Origin of the sequence: Arthrobacter sp. V1I7 (assembly GCF_030817015.1) — a bacterium.
Taxonomy (GTDB): Bacteria; Actinomycetota; Actinomycetes; order Actinomycetales; family Micrococcaceae; genus Arthrobacter.
In genome coordinates, this window is the sequence record NZ_JAUSYS010000001.1 from 759,647 (window position 1) to 777,343 (window position 17,697).

Below are 17,697 nucleotides of genomic sequence, written 5' to 3' on the forward strand. Positions count from 1 at the left end.
GCGAATCACCAATCCGGACGATACTGCCGTCCCAGGTACAGGCTTGGGTCGAGGGGATGTCCGTGAGGCTGGCGCCGGCCACTGTAAAGGTCTACTACGGCATCGTCAGTTCCGCCTTCCGCGCCGCGGTCACGGATAAGATCATCGCGGAAAATCCCTGCGCGGGCGCGAAGCTGCCCTGTGAGCGGCGTCGTGAAGCAGCTATGACAATCCACGGTGGGGCAGTTGGGGGACACTCTAAGGGCCGCTCCGGACTGGTTTGCCCCCTTCATCTCCGTCTGCGCTTTCGCGGGACTGCGCTTGGGGGAAGCAGCAGGCCTGAGGTTGGCGGACGTTGATTTTTTGCACAGGACCTTCAGCGTTTCTCGGCGGATTCAAGGAAACACTAAAGCGGCGACGGAGGTCGTCCCGCCCAAGCATGGCTCCGAACGGGTTGTCTACGTAGCGGATGATCTGGTCCAGATCCTAGCCATGCACGTCAAAACCATCGGAGTCTTCGGCGATGAGAAATGGCTGTTGGGGTACGGCGGAACCTACTTCAACCGCAACTCACCGGCCGACCGCTGGCGGCAGGTCCGCAAAGCCTCCCACATAGGGGGAGTTCACCCTCAACGCTTACTCCCACCTCTGGCCTACTGCCGAAGACAAAACGAGGACCGCGGGATCAAGGCTGATCGCTGCGGTCCTCGAGGGTTCTGCGGACTCTGCGCGGACTATGGAACCAACTTCCCTGTAGTCACAAGGAAAAATCGGCCTTAGCTGCGGAAGTTCACGAACTGCAGGTCGGCCTCGTCGAAGCCCTTCAGCAGGTTCATGGTTTCCTGCAGGTCATCGCGGGACTTGGAGGTCACGCGCAGCTCGTCGCCCTGGATCTGGGACTTAACCGATTTGGGGGCCTCGTCGCGGATGAGCTTGTTGATCTTCTTGGCGAGGTCCTGGGCAATGCCCTCCTTGATGGAGGTCTCGAGCCGGAATTCCTTGCCGGAGGCGTAGGGCTCCCCGGTGTCGAGGGATTTCAGCGAGATGCCGCGGCGGATGAGCTTGGACTGCAGCACGTCCAGGACGGCCAGCACGCGCTCTTCGGAATTTGCCTTCATCAGGATCTTCTCGCCGCTGAAATCGACCTCGGCGCCGACGCCCTTGAAGTCGTAGCGCTGGACCAGTTCCTTCTGGGCCTGGTGCAGCGCATTCGCGACTTCCTGCTTGTCGACCTTGCTGACGACGTCGAATGTGGATTCGCCTGCCATGACTGTCCTCCTGGTGGTTGCCGGGTGCCTGTGAATGGCCCTGATGTCTGCATTCCAGCCTAATACGGATGCCTCGGATATGAAGGCCGGTGAGGCAGTACCAGATTCACAGTTCGCTTACAGCCGAGGCAGGGCGGGAAGGAAGCTTGGGCGGTCATAGTTGCAATGGTTTGTTAGTACGGCTCGAAAGGCGATGAACATGCACCGCAAGGCCATCCGATATGTCACACGTTCCACCGCTGCTGCCGCAGGCAGTATTGCCACGACCGCGACGTCGGTGGCCGCCGCGGCGCTGGCCGCCTCCATCATCTTCAGTCCGGCCGCGGATGTCTCCTCCCGGCTCGACGGCGTCCAGGCGGATCTCGCGCGTGCGGTCCAGCTGAATCAGATCACGGAGGACCAGGCGTCCAGGTTCGAGGCCAAGATCGCCGCGCGCATCCTCGGAGAGGCCTGAGTTTCCGGGCTTTTTGGGGCCTCAGGGCGCCGATTCGATTCTTCGGCGGAAGTTCTGTAAAGTTGTCTTGCCCGCGGTTGCTGGAAGCGGAACGGACTGGAAACAGCCGTTCTGCAGCTGGAAGCCGCGAGTGATCTTCTTTTGAAGTTCGGCAGATTACCCGAGCGGCCAAAGGGGGCTGACTGTAAATCAGCTGGCAACGCCTACGGGGGTTCGAATCCCTCATCTGCCACCCTTGGAAAAGCCTCCGGAACCAACAGGTTCCGGAGGCTTTTTCTTTTGAGTCTCCTCGAACATCCTTTGACGGTTCCCAGTCCGGCGTCTCCCGATCGCATGCCCGACACCGCGGACCGCGGCCGAGAACTTACGCGTACTTCAGGCTGAGCAACAGCGACTTCAGCTGCGCGTACTGTTCCGTCGCCATCCAGGCTTTCGCTGCCTCGGATGAAGCGAAGACGGGCTGCCTTGTGAAGTCAAAAACCACGTAGGCGGCCATGATCCCGTTGGCAAGCGGAACCTGGTTGGATCCGGAACTTTCCTGGGTGGGCAGGAACTCGGAGGCGAGCCGGACATCCATGAAGTAGTACGAGCTGCCGTCGGGCTGGACCTCGTCGAGGGCGAAACCGAACTCGGCGGGTTTCCCGGTGGCATCGATGATCCCGGGTACCGGTGCCCGGTCCAGGACTGTCCGTTCGACGCGGCCCGCAGCGCCGTCGCCGTACATGCCGCTGGAAATGCTGACGACTTCAGCGCCGGACTGGTCCAGAACCACCGCCTCCACGGATCCTGCCTTGGACGCTTCGTCGAGGTACGGACCCTGCTTCGTCTGTACTTTCCATCCGGCCGGGTAGGCGAAGGAGATGTGTCCGTCGGGGAAGGTGAAAGTCTGCAACCCGGCGGCTTCCGCTGGTGCCCCGCCAGGTGCCGTGGATACTGCGGAAGTGGGGAGCGGCGTCGCCCCAGTTGTCGCGGTCGCGGCCGGTGGCGCGGTGGCCGACGTGGCCGGTGGCGCGGTGCCGCCCGTGGACCCCGTCCCTGAGTCTTGGCCGCTGCAGCCGGCGGTGGCCAGAAGTGCGGCAACGGTAGCCGCCGTCAGGGTTCGGCGGAATCCGGGTGCCGGTGTTTTCAAGGTGTCCCCCAATGTTCGTCCGTTGAGCCGATTCATGCTTCTTCCTATTATTCGGCCCATCTGCTGGAATCACCCGCTATAGGCAGGGCTAGAATCATCGCAACTACGCAGATCGGGGACGCATGGCAGCGCAGAACGTACAAATGCGCCAGGGCACGCGCTACAACCGTCTGGCAATCGCATCCTTGGTTTTGGCCGGAGTCGCCATGCTGGGAAACGTCCTCGTGGGCGCTGGCGTCCTTGCGGTCTTCGCCGTCGGCGCCGGGCACGTATCCCTTGCCCAGATCCAGCGGCGGGGAGAGCGCGGCCGCGGGCTGGCAATCTCCGCCCTCGCCATCGGGTACGCGATCGCCCTCTTGGCCCTCTTCTCCACGCTCTACTTCGCGGCGACCTTCGCCATGCAGCAGGGGCAGTAGCAGATCCACCGCCCTGCCGACCGTGTGCAAGGGCCTCGAGGCGGCTATTTCGCCATGCCGGGATGCACCGCCACGAACTCGATCTTGTGTGCCGGCTGGACCGTTTTCTTCGGTGCCCGGGAGTAACCTTTCGCGTCCAGATGGTTCTCCGCCCGGTACACGGCCAAAGCTTCGTCGTAGACCTTGTTGAGCTGGCGACCGGAGAACTGCTCTGTTGACCCATCGCTGAACGTGATGGAAATGAGCGTGCTGCCGGGAAAGTGCCGGTTCATGCGGATGAAGCCGTCGGCGTCCTGCTGCAGATTAATCAAGGTAGTCCTGCCTTCGTGATCGGGAGCTCCCAGTCTCCCGTACGTTTCCCTGATACGACGGCGCGGCCCACTGGGACGAGCGGAAGGCCCCTCGCTGAGGAGCCTTCCTGGTGCGGGCTAAACCTTCTCGCGGGTGCGGTCAACCGGTGCCGGTTCCTCGACCGTGAACTCCCTGCTGCGGCGGGGGAAGGCCCAGAACTTGACGTCCTTTTCTTCCACCCGGGGCTCGGCGTGCTCCTCAGATTCCTTTGCGGCATCCTTCCGGACGTCCCGCCCGAAATCCCTGTTGTACTGATAGCACATCACTGACCTCCTTTTGGTGACTGCCCTTTAATCCTCCTCCGCCTCGGCCGGTCCGTCGATACCCGTGCTGACACCGGCGTTCGGTTTAGTCCGCCTCATGGATCGCCGCCAGTCTGCTGCGCCACCACCACCGGGCCGAGGCCCGGATGCTGAAGGCGCTGTCGAAATCGGCGGCCGGGAGGGCATCGACGGTAGGTCCGAGCAGGTTGCCGCCCAGGTTGACACCGCCGCGGCCGCCACCGCTCTGATCGCCCGCACCTTGAAGGGCGTGGCCGCCATCGATCGGGAAACCCCTGATCACGGCGCTGACGAAGCCCGTCCGGTAGGTTCCCCCTCCTCCAGCGGCCGGACTGCGGGACTGGTGTGCCTAAGCTTTTCCCTCAAGGAGCTCGTCGGTGGCGGTATCGGGCAAGCCCTCGAAGTACTGGTCAAGAAGGCGCCGGAAGGCCGGTTCCTCCGGATCTGCCCGCAGGAACAAGGTGATCGAGGAGCGCAGTTTTTTCTCATCCGTGCTGCCGAAGATCTGCCCGGCCGTACGTCCGGCCAGGCCGGACACCGCCGCCGCACTTTCGAGCAGGCGTGGACCCAGCACCGGATGCCGGAGGTAGGCCCGCGCTTCGTCCAGGCTGGAGAGGGCGTATCGCCTGGCGGTCGCGCTGTGCCCCAGGCCTGCAAGCTGGGGGAAGACGAACCACATCCAGTGGCTTCGCTTGGAGCCCTGCCGAAGCTCCGCGAGAGCCCGACGATAAGTTCCGCCCAAATCCTGGGCCGTGACAAAGCGTTCAAGATCATAGGGGTCCTCCACGGATTCCTCCACGGTTTCCTCCTCAGGTCAGGTGGCTGCCGCCTCCATCCAAGCACCGATCCGGAGCCGCGGAAAGCCTACGACGTGCCCGCCAGCCGGTCCTTCGCACGATCGCCGCGGGGTCCCGCCGGAACCAGCTCGGTGGCCCGGGCGAGTCCTTGGGCCGGCGTCGAGACATACAAGCTCTCGGCCCGGCTCACCTGGAAGGTTTCATGCCGGCAACCACAGAACCCGCCGGAGTCCGGACATGACCTGCTAGGTCTGGCGCACCACGCGCTCACGCGTCCGGCACTGGACGACGTCGACCTCGCCCCGGAGCGGGAGCTTGTGCGCCTCTGGGGCTGGTCGGAGCAGGCCTGCGACCGCAACGCCCTGGCCGCCTTGGCGCAGGCCCTGGCCGCCTTGGCCAGTGCCGGGTTTCGAGTTGCCGCCGTCCGCGCTGGGCCGTTATGCGCAGGCCATGCGGGACGTCGCCGATGCCGACGTCGGAAGCGTTCCCACCGACTCTCCGGAGGCCGCGATGCGATCCGTGGTCCTCGGTACGGTCCTGATGGAATCCGTGCTGTTGGCCATACGCAGGTTGGCACAACAAAGCGCTTCCCGGGAGCGGTTCGGTGCGGGGGCTTTCCCCCTGACGTGGCGGGGAAAGCCCCGGCCGGGGTGAACCGGGCGGAGCCAGTCGTTGCTAGAGTCGGCTGTACACGCGGATGGCACCGGCCGGGGCCCTCACTCCCAGCCAGGAAAGGCGTAGGCATGGTGGAAATGCTGGGACTTTTTACCGAGACGAGCCTGGTGGAACTCCTGCTGCTGCTTGCCACCTTCGTCCTGACCTCCCTGATCGGCATCGAACGGCAGGTCAGGCAAAAAAGCGCCGGATACCGGACCCACGTGCTCGTGGGGCTGGGATCCTGCGCGTTTACGCTCGTCTCGGCCTACGGCTTCGCCTCCGTGCTCGACCCCGGGGTGGCCCTGGACCCGTCCAGGATTGCCGCGCAGATCGTCAGCGGCATCGGTTTCCTCGGCGCCGGAGTCATCTTCAAGGGCCGGGATGTCGTCCGGGGACTCACCACGGCGGCGACCATCTGGGTGGCCGCCGCGGTGGGCATGGCCTGCGGGGCGGGAATGGTTTCCCTGGCCCTGGCGCTGACGGTGTTCCACCTCATCACGCTGTTCGTTGTGGCGCCCGCGGTCCGAAAAATCCCCTCTGCGGACCGGAACCGGGTCCTGCACATCAGCTACGCCGACGGCCAGGGGGTTTTGCGTGAAGTGCTCGAAATCGCCACGACCATGGGGTTCAGCTCCTCGATCCTGCGCACGCGCAGAGCCGGGGATGAGCAGAAGCCGATGGTCTTGATGGACGTCCGGTTCTACGGACAGCCTCCGCTACGCAACCTCGTGCCGCACCTGATGGACCTGCACGGTGTCGAAAGCGTGATTGTCCGGGGCACCGACAGCAACGAGGACGACGACGATGCAGCGTGAGCAGCCGCCCGCAACGGATCCGCGGGTGGACGCCTACATCGAGGCCCTGCCCGGCTGGCAACAGGCGATCTGCCACGAGGTCCGAGTGCTGGTCCACGCCGCCGATCCGGACGTCCGGGAAACCATCAAGCGGACCACCCAGCCCTACTTCATCCTCGACGGCAACATCTGCGCCCTGCTGGCGGCAAGGGACCACATCAACGTCTTTCTGTACGACGGCGCAATCGTTCCGGATCCGGAGGGCATCATCACCGGCGGTCATGGCAACAAGACCGCCCGCACCGTGGCCATCCGGCAGGGCCAAGCCATCAACGCTCCCGCCCTCACCGCGATGTTCCGGCAGATCATCGCGAACAACCGGGCTGGCGGCTGGCGGAAGCTGAAAGCCGGCCCCTGACTCGCGCGATCATGCTTTGACTCCCGTATGTCGTTGGACCGCCTAAAGGGAGAAGAAACGGGCTGCTTGGCACCATTGTTACTGGCGGGTAACATGATGGGCATGCACCTGCTCCTCCGTACCCTGGTCCTGCTCTTTACGTCCTCCCGGCGGACCCCGCTGGACATCTGGGACACCTCGTCCCTGCCGCTGCGCGTCCTGCCGACAGACATCGACATCGCCATGCATGTCAACAACGGCATGTACTTTTCCCTGATGGACCTGGGCCGCTTTGACCTCATGTCCCGCAGCGGTACGTGGAAGGCCATGCGCCGTCGCGGTTGGAGCCCGGTGGCCGCCGGCGAGACCATCGCTTTCCGCCGCTCGCTGCAGCTCTGGCAGCAGTACACCATTGAAACGAAGATCATCGGCCTCGATGCAAAGGCCATCTACTTCGAGCAGCGGATGGTGGTGGACGGCGAAATCTACGCCCGGGCCTACATCGCCACGCGGCTGGTCAGCAAGGGAAAGCCCGTCAGCCAGGAGGAGATCCTGCGCGAGTTCGGCGAGCCGCCGGCGGGCCTCGAGCTTCCCGACTGGATCCACGAATGGCGGGAAACCAATGGCCTGCCCGGGGCCCGGCGTCCCGCCCCGCACGTCTGGGCCTGAGCCGTTCCACGATGAGCCATCAGCGAAATGCGAGGGACAATCCCAAGCCGCTCGCGTACCGTTGACCCATGGCTACCGTAAACATTACAGGTGAACAATTCGCATCGACCGTCGAGGGCAACGACATTGTGCTCGTTGATTTCTGGGCAGAATGGTGTGGGCCCTGCAAGCAGTTCGGCCCTACGTACGCAGCAGTTTCCGAGAAGCACCCAGATGTGGTCTTTTCCAAGGTGGACACCGAAGCCGAGCAGCAGCTCGCCGCCGAGGCCGGCATCACCTCGATCCCCACGCTGATGGCCTTCCGCGAAAAGGTGCTGGTCTTCTCGCAGCCCGGCGCCCTGAATGCCCAGCAGCTCGAGCAGGTTGTCGACGCGGTCAAGGCCCTGGACATGGAGGAAGTCCACGCCCACGTGGCCCGTTCCCAGGCCGAGGCTGCCGCTGCTGCGAGCCAGCAGGACGGCACCCAGATCCCCGAGGCCTAGGGTTCCCGAAGCCTAGGCCTCCGGACGCGCCTGCCGGCTAGAGCCGCTCGAGCCTGACCGGCTCGGCCAGCAGGGCGCTGAGGGATTCGTTGAGGTCCTGGACCGCGGTGCCCTTGGAGTGCTTGTCCAGGTCGGCCTGCGAGGCCCACTGTTCCGTCAGCACCAGCCTGTCCTCGCTGGCCTCGGTGAGCTCGTATCGGATGCAGCCGGGCTCGGCCACCACCTCGTCAATCGCGATTTCCAGCGCGAGCTTGACGCGGAAGAACTCGCCCTCGTTGGGGATGAAAATGGCCTGAAGGTCAACGGGTGCACTCATGGTTTTCACAATACCGGGCCGTGGCACCCAGGTCCGAACATTTCATAGGGCTTCCTAGCTTCGCTCTTCTTTTGCCGCCGCGCTGTTGGTAGCGTTCCAGCATGCTTTCTTACACAGCCGGGGACACAGACGTCGCGCTGCTCCAGGACACCATCGGCGACAACTTCGAAGGGGTTGTTCGGAGGTTTCCCCTCCACGACGCCCTGATCGAGGCCGCGGCGGTGCCCGGCGAGGAAGCCCGCCGGTGGAGTTACACCAAACTGAACGACGACGTCGACCGCGTCGCCCGCGCGCTGCTGGCGCTCGGCGTCGCCAAGGGCGAGCGGATCGGGATCTGGAGCCCGAACTGTGCGGAATGGACCATCCTGCAGTACGCGACGGCCAAGATCGGCGCCATCCTGGTCAACGTCAACCCGGCCTACCGCAGCCATGAGCTTGAATTCGTGGTCAAGCAGAACGGCATGCGCCTGCTGGTCTCGGCGCCGTCGGACCGGAACAGCGACTACACCGGAATGGCGCGGCAGGCGCTGGCGGCCTGCCCCGAGCTGCGTGAGCTGGTCTTCCTGCCGGATGCGGGCCTGGCCGAGCTCACGTCCGGCGTCCCGGAATCAGAGGCCGAGTGGACGTACGCGGAACTGCTCAGGCGGGCCGACGACGTCGCGCACTCAGCCCTCAAGGCCCGTATGGCAGAACTGGACCCGCACGACGCCATCAATCTGCAGTACACCTCCGGAACCACGGGTTTTCCCAAGGGCGCCACCCTGACGCATGCCAACATCCTGAACAACGGCTACTCGATCGGCGAACTGCTGAAGTACACGGAGCACGACCGGGTGGTGCTGCCGGTGCCGTTCTACCACTGCTTCGGCATGGTGATCGGCAACCTCGCGGCCCTCAGTCACGGCGCCGCCACCATCATTCCGGGCCGCGGGTTCACTCCTGCGTCGGTGCTGGAGGCGGTACAGGACTTCGGCGGAACCTCGCTGTACGGGGTACCCACGATGTTCATCGCCGAGCTGGCGCTGCCCGACTTCGCCTCCTATGACCTCTCCACCCTGCGCACGGGCGTGATGGCCGGATCGCTGTGCCCCATCGAGGTGATGAACCGGGTCATCTCGGAGATGAACATGGTAGACGTGGCCATCTGTTACGGCATGACGGAGACGTCGCCGGTGTCCACCATGACCCGGAGCGTGGACACCATGGCCCAGCGCACCGAGACCGTGGGCCGCACCATGCCGCAGCTTGAGAGCCGGATCGTGGACCCGGTCGCCGGGGAGGTGCTGCCGCGCGGCGAGATCGGCGAACTGTGCACCCGCGGCTATGCCGTCATGCAGGGGTACTGGAACCAGCCGGACAAGACCGCCGAGGCGATCGACTCCGAGGGGTGGATGCACACCGGCGACCTTGCCCGGATGGACGAGGACGGATACATCGTGATCGAGGGTCGAATCAAGGACATGGTGATCCGCGGCGGCGAGAACATCTACCCGCGCGAGATCGAGGAGTTCCTCTACACCCATCCGGACATCCAGGACGTGCAGGTGATCGGTGTTCCGGATGCCCGGTACGGGGAGGAACTGATGGCCTGCGTGATCCTTAAACCCGGGTCGGCACCGTTGGATGCGGCAGCCGTGGCGGAGTTCTGCCGCGGCAGGCTCGCGCACTACAAGATTCCGCGCTACGTCGACGTCCGGGAGAGCTTCCCCATGACGGTCTCCGGCAAGATCCGCAAGGTGGACATGCGGCAGGAAGCGGCGGCCCGTCTGGGCCTCTAGCCTCCGTAGTGCCACCCATCGAGCACAACACGGCCACGCGGCGATTCCAGCGTCGCGGTGAGCGGTGCGTTCTGCACAGCGTCGATCGGGCCCGTGTGAACGGCCGGAAGCTTCAGCATGTCGACCGCCTGCGTCGGGACGCCGCGCAGCACCAGGCCCTGCAGCGCCACATCGGTGAGGGGCATGTGGGCACACGGATGTTGCCCTTCCCATTCGATCAAGCTGGGCAGCGCGCCTGCGCATTCAGCGCGGCCGTCGTCGCGGACTGTGATTCGCCACTTCAACAGTCCGTGAGGCGTGTCGCGCTGCGCTGCCAGCAACTCGCCAGGGTTGAGGGCGAAGTTGGCAAGGTCCCGGCGCAGCATTTCGATCTTGCGCGTGCGCGCCACTGCGTGCACCAGCCGAGGGGATTCGCGGACAGCCTCGCGCACCTCGGGGTGGTCGAGCCCGAACCAGCGCGGCCTCCCCGGCGCCGGCGCGTCGGGATCGATCGCGATGACCTCGAGGTAGCAGTCGGGGAAGCTCTCGCTGCTGATGGCAATCACTCGGTTGTGCGTACCCATCAACGGGTGCTTGCCACCGCCGGAGGGCTGAACGCCGAACGTTGCCGCGCACCAGGCCGCGCCCTGTTCCAGCGAATCGGCGGCGATGACCAGGTGATCGATACTGGCGTTCACAACTCAACCGTACCGCTCGGGGCGTTCGACCGATCAGCCTGGTGTCCCTGCCGGCGACTCGCCAACAGGGGGTGGACGAAGGCTCAGTGCCCGCGGTGGTCCTGGATGGTCATGCGGGCGCCGAAAGTGGGCTTGCGGAAGCCGCTGAGCCCGATCATCCGCACCACGCGCTGCCGGTGGCCGGCCCACGGCGCCAGCAGGCGGAGCATGCCGGCGTCGTCCGTCCTGCGGCCGGTCAATGCCGCCCCCACATACGCCGCGAGGTGGTAGTCGCCCACCGAGACCGAATCGGGGCAGCCATGGGTGCGCTGCACCACCTCCGCCGCGGTCCAGACGCCGATCCCGGGAATCGCCTGCAGCTTCGCCGCGGCTTCCGCGGCGGGCAGGGCGGCAAGGCGTTCAAGCGCGACGGCGGAGCGCAGCGCACGCATCACGGTGACGGAGCGCTGGGGACCCACGCCCGCCTTGTGCCATTCCCAGGACGGAATCCGGAGCCACTGCTCGGCGGTGGGCTGGACCATCAGGTTGGCGGGTGCGGCGCTGCCGGCGCCGGGAGCCACGGTGCCGAAGCGGTACATCAGGTAGCGGTAGCCGCGGCGGGCCTCGATGAGCGTGACTTTCTGCTCCAGGATGGTCGGGACCAGCGCATCGATCATCCGCCCGGTGGCGGGCAACCGCACGGCGGGGTTCCGGCGTCGGGCTTCAGTGACCATCCGGGGGAGTGTGGCGCGGAACGCGGGCTCATCAAAGCAGGACCAGTCGTCGTCGCGGCCCAACATGCGGGGCACGGCGGCGACCGCGGAGGCTGCTCCCGGTCCCCACGCCAGTGCGTCAACGGCAGCATCCGCACGGGAGCCGGGGGTGGTCAGGCGCAGCGTGGCCGGACCGGCCGGCGTCGTGAAAGCCAGCCAGGTCCCGTCCGGCGCCGTGCGGACGGACGGATCACCGTGGCCGCGGAGGAGGGTGCCGATGGTCTGCTGAAGGTCGAAGGGCCCGTCCGGGTGCCAGCGCAGCGAGGCGTCCGCCGCGGCGGCAATGCCTGCGGGGACGTCTGCAAGGGTCATCCGAACATGTTCCCATGTCCCGCTGACAGCGGCCGCATCTGCCCGCATAAAGCATGGGCCGTAGGACCCTTAACCTCCAGGCCTGCCGGGGCTAAGATCCGGCTGTGGCGTGGAGCGCCCACGCCCGCCTCTTGGCCCGGATCGTTGTTCTTAGGAGAGTGTGATGGCTGGAGTAGTACATTTCGAAATCCCCGCAGACGACGAGAGCCGCGCACGGGACTTCTACAGTTCGGCGTTCGGCTGGAAAATAAGCCCCATACCGGAGATGAGTTACGCCATGCTCATGACGACGCCGTCGGATGAGACGGGGATGCCCTCCGTGCCGGGATCCATCAACGGCGGCATGTTCCGCCGCGAGGGAGACCTCACGTCCCCGGTGGTCACGGTGGATGTGGAGGACATCGACGCGGCATTGCAGAAGATCAATTCCCTCGGCGGCAGCACGGTCAGGCCGCGCGAGGAAGTCGGCACCATGGGCTGGGCCGCCTACTTCCGGGACACCGAGGGCAACGTCGTGGGGCTCTGGCAGAACGCGGTACCCGAAGGCGGGACCTCCGAGGCTGCCGGCACGGGGACCGCGGCGGGAGGAAACGACATCGGCGCGTGAGCGAAGCCGGAGCCGTGTGTCCGGGTTCCGCGACCAGCCCCGGCCGCGGAGACGGTAACTTTGTACCTATGAAGTACGCCCAGTCCGTTCTGGACCTCATCGGCAACACGCCGCTTGTCAAGCTGAACCACGTCACCGACGGCATCGGGGCCACGGTCCTGGCGAAGTTGGAATATCTGAACCCGGGCGGTTCCGTCAAGGACCGCATCGCGGCCAAGATGATCGAGGAGGCCGAACGCACCGGCAAGCTCCTGCCCGGCGGCACCATCGTGGAACCCACGTCCGGCAACACCGGCGTCGGGCTGGCCCTCGTGGCCCAGCAGAAGGGCTACCGCTGCATCTTCGTGGTGCCGGACAAGGTCGGCGAGGACAAGCGGGCCGTGCTGCAGGCCTACGGCGCCGAAGTCGTGGTGACGCCGACCGCCGTCCCCCCGGACAGCCCGCAAAGCTACTACGGCGTCTCGGACCGGCTGGTCACCGAGATCCCGGGGGCGTACAAGCCCGACCAGTTCTCCAACCCGGCCGCGCCGGCCAGCCACTATGAATCCACCGGCCCCGAAATCTGGCGGGACACCGATGGTACGGTCACGCACTGCGTCATCGGGGCCGGCACCGGCGGCACCATCACCGGCACCGGCCGGTACCTTAAGGAAGTTTCCGCCGCGCGTGCCGAGGCCGACGGCGGTGTGGTCAAGATCATCGGCGCGGACCCGGCGGGTTCGGTCTACTCCGGCGGCACCGGCCGGCCGTATTTCGTCGAAGGCGTCGGCGAGGACATGTGGCCCGCCAACTATGACAAGTCCGTGCCGGACGATGTCATCGCCGTCAGCGACGCGGACTCCTTCGCGATGACACGCCGGCTCGCGCGGGAGGAAGGCCTGCTGGTCGGCGGATCCTCCGGCATGGCCGTGGTCGCCGCGCTGCAGGTCGCCCGGGACCTGCCGGCGGACGCCGTCGTCGTGGTGATCCTGCCGGACTCCGGCCGCGGCTACCTGGCCAAGATCTTCAACGACCAGTGGATGCGCTCCTACGGCTTCCTGGCCAGCGGCGACGACGCCTCCGTGGGCGAGATCCTCAAGGCCAAGACCGGCGAACTGCCGGACCTCGTGCACATCCACCCCAACGAGAGCGTCCGCGACGTCATCAACATCATGAACGAGTACGGCGTCTCGCACATCCCGGTCCTCTCCCAGGAGCCGCCGGTGGTGATGGGCGAGGTCCTCGGCGCCGTCGATGAACGCACCATCACCGCCAAGCTCTTCCGCGGCGAGGCGAAGCTGACGGACAAGATCTCCGAACACATGGAAGCCCGGCTGCCCGTGATCGGTTCGCTCGAATCGATCTCGACCGCCCGCGAGCTCCTCTCCGACACTGACACCCTGATGGTGACGTTCGTCGGCGCCCCGGTGGGGATCCTGACCCGCCACGATCTCCTTGCCTACCTCAGCAACTGACCTCAGCAAACCGACCTCAGCCAACTGACCCGGAGACCGGAACCGCCCTGCCGGGGCGACCCGGAGGCCGGCCGAAAGGATCGCACATGTCTTTGCCGAAGAACCCCGGTTTCAACACCCGCGCGGTGCACGCCGGCCAGGCTTTTGAGCCGCGCACCGGGGCTGTCGTGCCGCCGGTCCATTTCTCCTCCACCTACGCCCAGGAGGCCATCGGCGTGCTGCGCGCCGGCTACGAATACGGCCGGGGCACCAACCCCACCCGTGACTCGCTGCAGGAGCAGCTAGCCGCTCTGGAAGGCGGGACCGCCGCGTTCTCCTTCGGCTCCGGTCTCGCGGCCGAGGACTCCATGATCCGTGCCCTGACCCGCCCGGGCGACCACATCGTGCTCGGCAACGACGCGTACGGCGGCACCTACCGCCTGATCAGCCGGGTCCTGGGGGAGTGGGGCATCGGGAACACACCGGTGGACATGTCCGATCTTGACGCCGTGGCGGAGGCCGTCGCAGCGGGCGGCGGCGCGGCCGGTGGAGGCAAGACCCGCCTCGTGTGGGTGGAGACGCCGTCGAACCCGATGATGAAAATCACCGACATCGAGGCGCTCGCCACGCTGGCGCACGACGCCGGCGCCCTCCTCGTGGTGGACAACACCTTCGCCTCGCCGTACCTGCAGACCCCGCTGGCCCTCGGCGCGGACATCGTCGTGCACTCGACCACCAAGTACATCGGCGGGCACTCCGACGTCGTCGGCGGGGCGATCATCGTCAACGATCCTGAACTCGCCGAGAAGATCGGCTTCGTGCAGTTCGCCGTCGGCGCCGTGTCCGGACCGATGGACGCCTTCCTCACCACGCGGGGGCTCAAGACGCTGGGCGTCCGGATGGACCGGCACAGCGACAACGCACAGGCCGTGGCCGAATGGCTGCTGCAGCGCCCAGAGGTGGAAGCCGTGCTGTACCCGGGCCTGCCCTCGCACCCCGGCCACGAGCTGGCCCGGAAGCAGATGAAGAAGTTCGGCGGCATGATCTCGGTGCAGTTCAAGGGCGGCGAGGCGGCGGCCCGCAGGGTGGCCGAATCGACCTCCGTGTTCACCCTCGCCGAGTCCCTCGGCGGCATCGAGTCACTGATGAACTACCCCTCCGAAATGACGCACGCCTCGGTCAAGGGCACCGAGCTGGCCGTCCCGGTCAACCTGATCCGGCTTTCCTGCGGCATCGAGGATGTCGAGGACCTCATCGCCGACCTGGAGCAGGCCCTCGACGGGCTCGCGGGCGCCGAGTCAGGCAGCTAGGAGAGTTCTGGATTAGTGGGTCGTGGCTGTGAGGTTGGGCGCTACGGGTGCGCTTCGCCGGGCCGCAGGATTATTGGGCACCACTGAGATTCAATTACCCTTGACCCGTAGCGGAGGCCGTTGCAGGTAGCCCCCCGATGCTCCCGGCGCCATCCAAACGGCATGACCCGGCAATTGTTTTACCCTAACTGACAAGGATTCCGCCATTTCCACGGACGCATTCTTCGCCATGCTCACACGGATCCGCAACCTGATCCTGCCGGAGGCCTGGCAGTCCAGGCTCAACACGCCGGGCGGGCTGCTCGCCGGTGTCATCCTGGGGCACCTGGGTTTCCTGGTCTTCGCGGCGATACTCTCCCTGCGCGGCGAGGCGTTCAGCGACACGTTCATTTACCGCGACTGGGCAGGGGCTGGTTTCGACGAAGCGAACCTCAGCGGCGGCCCAAGTCCCTGGGTGTACCCCATCCTCGCGCTGATCCCCATGGCGCTGGCAGGGCTGGCCGGTCCCGGACCGTTCTTTTTCCTCTGGGTGCTGATGACCACAATCCTCAACTGCTGGGGCCTGGCGAAACTGACAGAGCGTGGCCGTAACCAGGACGCGATCCCGGCGGGCTGGTGGTGGTTGATCTTCACCCTGCTGATGGGCTGGCTGGGATTCGCGCGCGTGGACGGCCTCACCGCACCGATCGTCCTGGTGGCCCTGGCCTACGGGGTGGGCCGGCCGTTCATCGCCTCGGTCCTGCTCAGCGCCGCCACCTGGGTGAAGGTCTGGCCGGCGGCCGTTATGCTGGCCCTGTTCGCCGTCGTCAGGAACCGCCTGCTGGTTGTCCTGGCAGGCGTGGCCACGTCAGCGGTGGTGGTCGCACTCGCCGCCGTCTTGGGCACTGTGCCCAGGCTGCTGGACTTCCTGATGCAGCAGGGCGATCGGGGCATGCAGCTCGAGGCAACGTTCACCACCCCCTGGCTCTGGCTGTCGGTCCTGAACATCGGCGACTCCCGGATGTACATGAACACCGACATCAACTCCATGCAGGTGGACGGCCCCGGAACGGCCGTGATGTCCGTGTTGATGCAGCCCCTCCTGATCCTGGCCGCGCTGTTCGTGGCCGGACTGACGTTCTGGGCGCTGCACAACGGAAAGCTCAACGGCAACGGCAACGGCAAGGTCGACGGCGGCGTTGACCGCACCGAACTGCTGCTGGCCGGAGCCCTCACCTTGGCCACTGCCTTTGTGGTCTTCAACAAGGTTGGCTCGCCCCAGTTCATGGTGTGGCTGGCCCCTGCCGTGGCGGTGGGCCTGGCGCACAGCTGGCGTGAATGGCGGGTTCCCGCGGCCATGCTCATCGCGATCGCGGTGGCCACTTTCTTCATCTACCCGCTGTACTACGATGCCCTCAGCCACAACAACCCCCTCATGGCCGGCGTACTGACCATCCGCAACGTCCTCCTGGTGATCCTGTTCCTGTGGTCGGTCCGGCGCCTGTACTCGCTGGGCAAAAAGACTTCGGCGTCCGTCCCCGCGCTCAAGGAGTCCTGAGATTTCCAGGGAGTTCTTCGACCGGCTGGTCAGCGTCCGCAGCACCGTCCTGCCCGTCCGCGTGGTGGACTGGTTCGCCCGTCCGTCCAGCGTCTGGTGGGGCTTCGCAGTCATCCACCTGTATTTCCTGGGCTGGATGGCCTCGTTCTTCCTTAACGGGGGTACGTTCAGCGACACCGAGCAGTACCGTCAGTGGGCCATGGACGGGTACAACCCGGACAGCCTGAACGGGAAAATCAGCCCCTGGGTGTACCCGGTGCTGGCGCAGATCCCGATCTTCCTCGCGAACATCGCCGGACCCAGCCTCTACCTGCTCTGCTGGTACCTGATCATCACAGCCCTCAACGCCGTCGGACTCGCTTTCCTGACCGGCGGGCCGCGGAAGGTGAAGGGCATCGCCCCGGCCTGGTGGTGGCTGTTTTTCACAGTATTTATGGGTTATCTCAGCTTCGCCCGGGTGGAGGGCATCACGGCCCCCCTCGTGCTGATTGCCCTGCTGTATGCGGCCGAACGCCCCGTCGTCGCGGGCGTCCTGCTGAGCATCGCCACGTGGATCAAGGTCTGGCCGGCAGCAGTCCTGGTGCCGATCGTCATTGCCAGCCGGAAGCGGATCCAGGTGCTGGCCTCCGGCGTCGCGGTCACCGCCGTCGTGGGCCTGGGCACGTACCTTTCCGGTGGCTTGCCGCACATCATGGACTTCCTGACCAACCAGGGCGAGCGTGGCATGCAGCTTGAAGCCACGTTCTCCACCCCGTGGGTGTGGCTCAGCGTGTTCAACATCGCCGGCTCCAGGATGGCGGACAACACGGCCATCAACTCCACCGAGGTCTACGGGCCGGGCGCCAGCGTGGCAGCGTTCCTGATGCAGCCGCTGCTGATCCTCGCCGCAGTGGTGGCCGCCATCCTGCTGGTCCGGGCGCTGAAGCGCGGCGCCGAGCGGGAGGAACTCTTCCTCGAAGGCGCCTTGATGATGACCACGGCATTCATCGTGTTCAACAAGGTGGGTTCGCCGCAGTTCATCATCTGGCTGGCCCCGGTGATCATCGCGGGACTGACGCACGACTGGGAGCGGTGGAAGGTTCCTGCGGCGTTGCTGATGGGGATCGCCATGACCACGTTTGTGATCTACCCGCTGTTCTACACCCCGCTTATCCACGCACACCCGGTCATGGCTGCCATCCTCACCACACGCAACGTGCTCCTGGTGGTGCTGCTGTGGTGGTCGGTGAAGCGGACCGCGGAGCTCGGCCGCAAATCGCCGGCGGTTCCCCAGGCTCGGACAGCCTGAGCCAGCGGGTGCC

The 17,697-nt window shown here is 65.8% G+C and carries 21 protein-coding genes and 1 tRNA gene; 13 read left to right on the top strand and 9 right to left on the bottom strand.

All coding sequences use genetic code 11. The features are described from left to right. Positions 1 to 755 precede the first annotated feature (755 nt). Positions 756 to 1,247: a YajQ family cyclic di-GMP-binding protein gene (locus QFZ69_RS03615; protein ID WP_306915655.1), complete on the bottom strand. Its 492-nt coding sequence runs from the start codon at positions 1,245 to 1,247 to the stop codon at positions 756 to 758. Between the two features lie 199 nt (positions 1,248 to 1,446). On the opposite strand from QFZ69_RS03615, the gene QFZ69_RS03620 reads away from it, so the two are divergent. Together QFZ69_RS03620 and QFZ69_RS03625 are read left to right on the top strand one after the other, a co-directional pair. Further along, positions 1,447 to 1,701, top strand: a complete 255-nt coding sequence (locus tag QFZ69_RS03620; protein WP_306915656.1) for a hypothetical protein — start codon at positions 1,447 to 1,449, stop codon at positions 1,699 to 1,701. A gap of 150 nt (positions 1,702 to 1,851) precedes the next feature. Then, positions 1,852 to 1,933, top strand: a tRNA-Tyr gene (locus QFZ69_RS03625). Positions 1,934 to 2,065: 132 nt separating this feature from the next. On the opposite strand, the gene QFZ69_RS03630 is transcribed toward QFZ69_RS03625, so the two are convergent. After that, a complete protein-coding gene (locus QFZ69_RS03630; protein WP_306999912.1) occupies positions 2,066 to 2,866 on the bottom strand; it encodes a hypothetical protein in 801 nt (266 codons plus the stop codon). Positions 2,867 to 2,952: 86 nt separating this feature from the next. Between QFZ69_RS03630 and QFZ69_RS03635 the strand changes: the two genes are divergently transcribed. Next, positions 2,953 to 3,246: a DUF4190 domain-containing protein gene (locus tag QFZ69_RS03635; RefSeq protein WP_306915658.1), complete on the top strand. Its 294-nt coding sequence runs from the start codon at positions 2,953 to 2,955 to the stop codon at positions 3,244 to 3,246. Between the two features lie 44 nt (positions 3,247 to 3,290). Here the strand turns inward: QFZ69_RS03635 and QFZ69_RS03640 are convergent, their stop codons facing one another. From QFZ69_RS03640 to QFZ69_RS03655, 4 genes are all read right to left on the bottom strand, one after another. Then, entirely contained in the window at positions 3,291 to 3,557 is a 267-nt protein-coding gene (locus QFZ69_RS03640; protein ID WP_306915659.1) for a hypothetical protein, read from the bottom strand. 117 nt (positions 3,558 to 3,674) lie between these two features. Next, complete coding sequence (locus tag QFZ69_RS03645) at positions 3,675 to 3,863, bottom strand: hypothetical protein (RefSeq protein ID WP_306999914.1); 189 nt, start codon at positions 3,861 to 3,863, stop codon at positions 3,675 to 3,677. Between the two features lie 82 nt (positions 3,864 to 3,945). After that, a complete protein-coding gene (locus QFZ69_RS03650; protein WP_306915661.1) occupies positions 3,946 to 4,161 on the bottom strand; it encodes a hypothetical protein in 216 nt (71 codons plus the stop codon). A gap of 66 nt (positions 4,162 to 4,227) precedes the next feature. Further along, the gene (locus tag QFZ69_RS03655; RefSeq protein ID WP_306919585.1) at positions 4,228 to 4,665 is read right to left on the bottom strand and encodes a DUF1810 domain-containing protein; all 438 of its coding nucleotides are present in this window, start codon (positions 4,663 to 4,665) and stop codon (positions 4,228 to 4,230) included. A 753-nt stretch (positions 4,666 to 5,418) separates the two neighbouring features. On the opposite strand from QFZ69_RS03655, the gene QFZ69_RS03660 reads away from it, so the two are divergent. The 4 genes from QFZ69_RS03660 (at position 5,419) to QFZ69_RS03675 (ending at position 7,674) form a co-directional block, all read left to right on the top strand. Continuing rightward, positions 5,419 to 6,147 carry an MgtC/SapB family protein gene (locus QFZ69_RS03660; RefSeq protein ID WP_306915663.1) on the top strand — a complete coding sequence of 243 codons (729 nt, stop codon included), beginning with the start codon at positions 5,419 to 5,421 and terminating at the stop codon, positions 6,145 to 6,147. Continuing rightward, positions 6,137 to 6,544 carry a DUF1801 domain-containing protein gene (locus tag QFZ69_RS03665; protein ID WP_306915664.1) on the top strand — a complete coding sequence of 136 codons (408 nt, stop codon included), beginning with the start codon at positions 6,137 to 6,139 and terminating at the stop codon, positions 6,542 to 6,544. The genes QFZ69_RS03660 and QFZ69_RS03665 overlap by 11 nt, the downstream gene beginning before the upstream one ends. A 102-nt stretch (positions 6,545 to 6,646) precedes the next feature. Further along, complete coding sequence (locus QFZ69_RS03670; RefSeq protein ID WP_306915665.1) at positions 6,647 to 7,192, top strand: thioesterase family protein; 546 nt, start codon at positions 6,647 to 6,649, stop codon at positions 7,190 to 7,192. A 68-nt stretch (positions 7,193 to 7,260) separates the two neighbouring features. After that, positions 7,261 to 7,674: a co-chaperone YbbN gene (locus QFZ69_RS03675; protein ID WP_306915666.1), complete on the top strand. Its 414-nt coding sequence runs from the start codon at positions 7,261 to 7,263 to the stop codon at positions 7,672 to 7,674. 37 nt (positions 7,675 to 7,711) lie between these two features. Here QFZ69_RS03675 and QFZ69_RS03680 read toward each other — a convergent pair whose 3' ends face one another. Then, positions 7,712 to 7,990, bottom strand: coding sequence for a putative quinol monooxygenase (locus tag QFZ69_RS03680; protein ID WP_306915667.1), 279 nt, complete (start codon positions 7,988 to 7,990; stop codon positions 7,712 to 7,714). Between the two features lie 101 nt (positions 7,991 to 8,091). On the opposite strand from QFZ69_RS03680, the gene QFZ69_RS03685 reads away from it, so the two are divergent. Next, the gene (locus QFZ69_RS03685) at positions 8,092 to 9,768 is read left to right on the top strand and encodes an AMP-binding protein (protein ID WP_306915668.1); all 1,677 of its coding nucleotides are present in this window, start codon (positions 8,092 to 8,094) and stop codon (positions 9,766 to 9,768) included. On the opposite strand, the gene QFZ69_RS03690 is transcribed toward QFZ69_RS03685, so the two are convergent. Continuing rightward, the gene (locus tag QFZ69_RS03690; protein WP_306915669.1) at positions 9,765 to 10,445 is read right to left on the bottom strand and encodes a VOC family protein; all 681 of its coding nucleotides are present in this window, start codon (positions 10,443 to 10,445) and stop codon (positions 9,765 to 9,767) included. The genes QFZ69_RS03685 and QFZ69_RS03690 overlap by 4 nt on opposite strands. An 83-nt stretch (positions 10,446 to 10,528) precedes the next feature. Then, on the bottom strand, positions 10,529 to 11,509 hold the full coding sequence (locus tag QFZ69_RS03695; protein WP_306915670.1) for a DNA-3-methyladenine glycosylase: 981 nt from the start codon (positions 11,507 to 11,509) through the stop codon (positions 10,529 to 10,531). 163 nt (positions 11,510 to 11,672) lie between these two features. On the opposite strand from QFZ69_RS03695, the gene QFZ69_RS03700 reads away from it, so the two are divergent. The 5 genes from QFZ69_RS03700 (at position 11,673) to QFZ69_RS03720 (ending at position 17,684) form a co-directional block, all read left to right on the top strand. Further along, positions 11,673 to 12,116, top strand: a complete 444-nt coding sequence (locus tag QFZ69_RS03700) for a VOC family protein (RefSeq protein ID WP_306915671.1) — start codon at positions 11,673 to 11,675, stop codon at positions 12,114 to 12,116. A 68-nt stretch (positions 12,117 to 12,184) separates the two neighbouring features. After that, the gene (locus QFZ69_RS03705; RefSeq protein ID WP_306999917.1) at positions 12,185 to 13,570 is read left to right on the top strand and encodes a cystathionine beta-synthase; all 1,386 of its coding nucleotides are present in this window, start codon (positions 12,185 to 12,187) and stop codon (positions 13,568 to 13,570) included. Between the two features lie 86 nt (positions 13,571 to 13,656). Beyond that, positions 13,657 to 14,859, top strand: coding sequence for a cystathionine gamma-synthase (locus tag QFZ69_RS03710; RefSeq protein WP_306915673.1), 1,203 nt, complete (start codon positions 13,657 to 13,659; stop codon positions 14,857 to 14,859). 229 nt (positions 14,860 to 15,088) lie between these two features. Further along, the gene (locus QFZ69_RS03715) at positions 15,089 to 16,396 is read left to right on the top strand and encodes a glycosyltransferase 87 family protein (protein WP_306915674.1); all 1,308 of its coding nucleotides are present in this window, start codon (positions 15,089 to 15,091) and stop codon (positions 16,394 to 16,396) included. Between the two features lie 61 nt (positions 16,397 to 16,457). Further along, complete coding sequence (locus QFZ69_RS03720; RefSeq protein ID WP_306915675.1) at positions 16,458 to 17,684, top strand: glycosyltransferase 87 family protein; 1,227 nt, start codon at positions 16,458 to 16,460, stop codon at positions 17,682 to 17,684. Positions 17,685 to 17,697 lie beyond the last annotated feature (13 nt).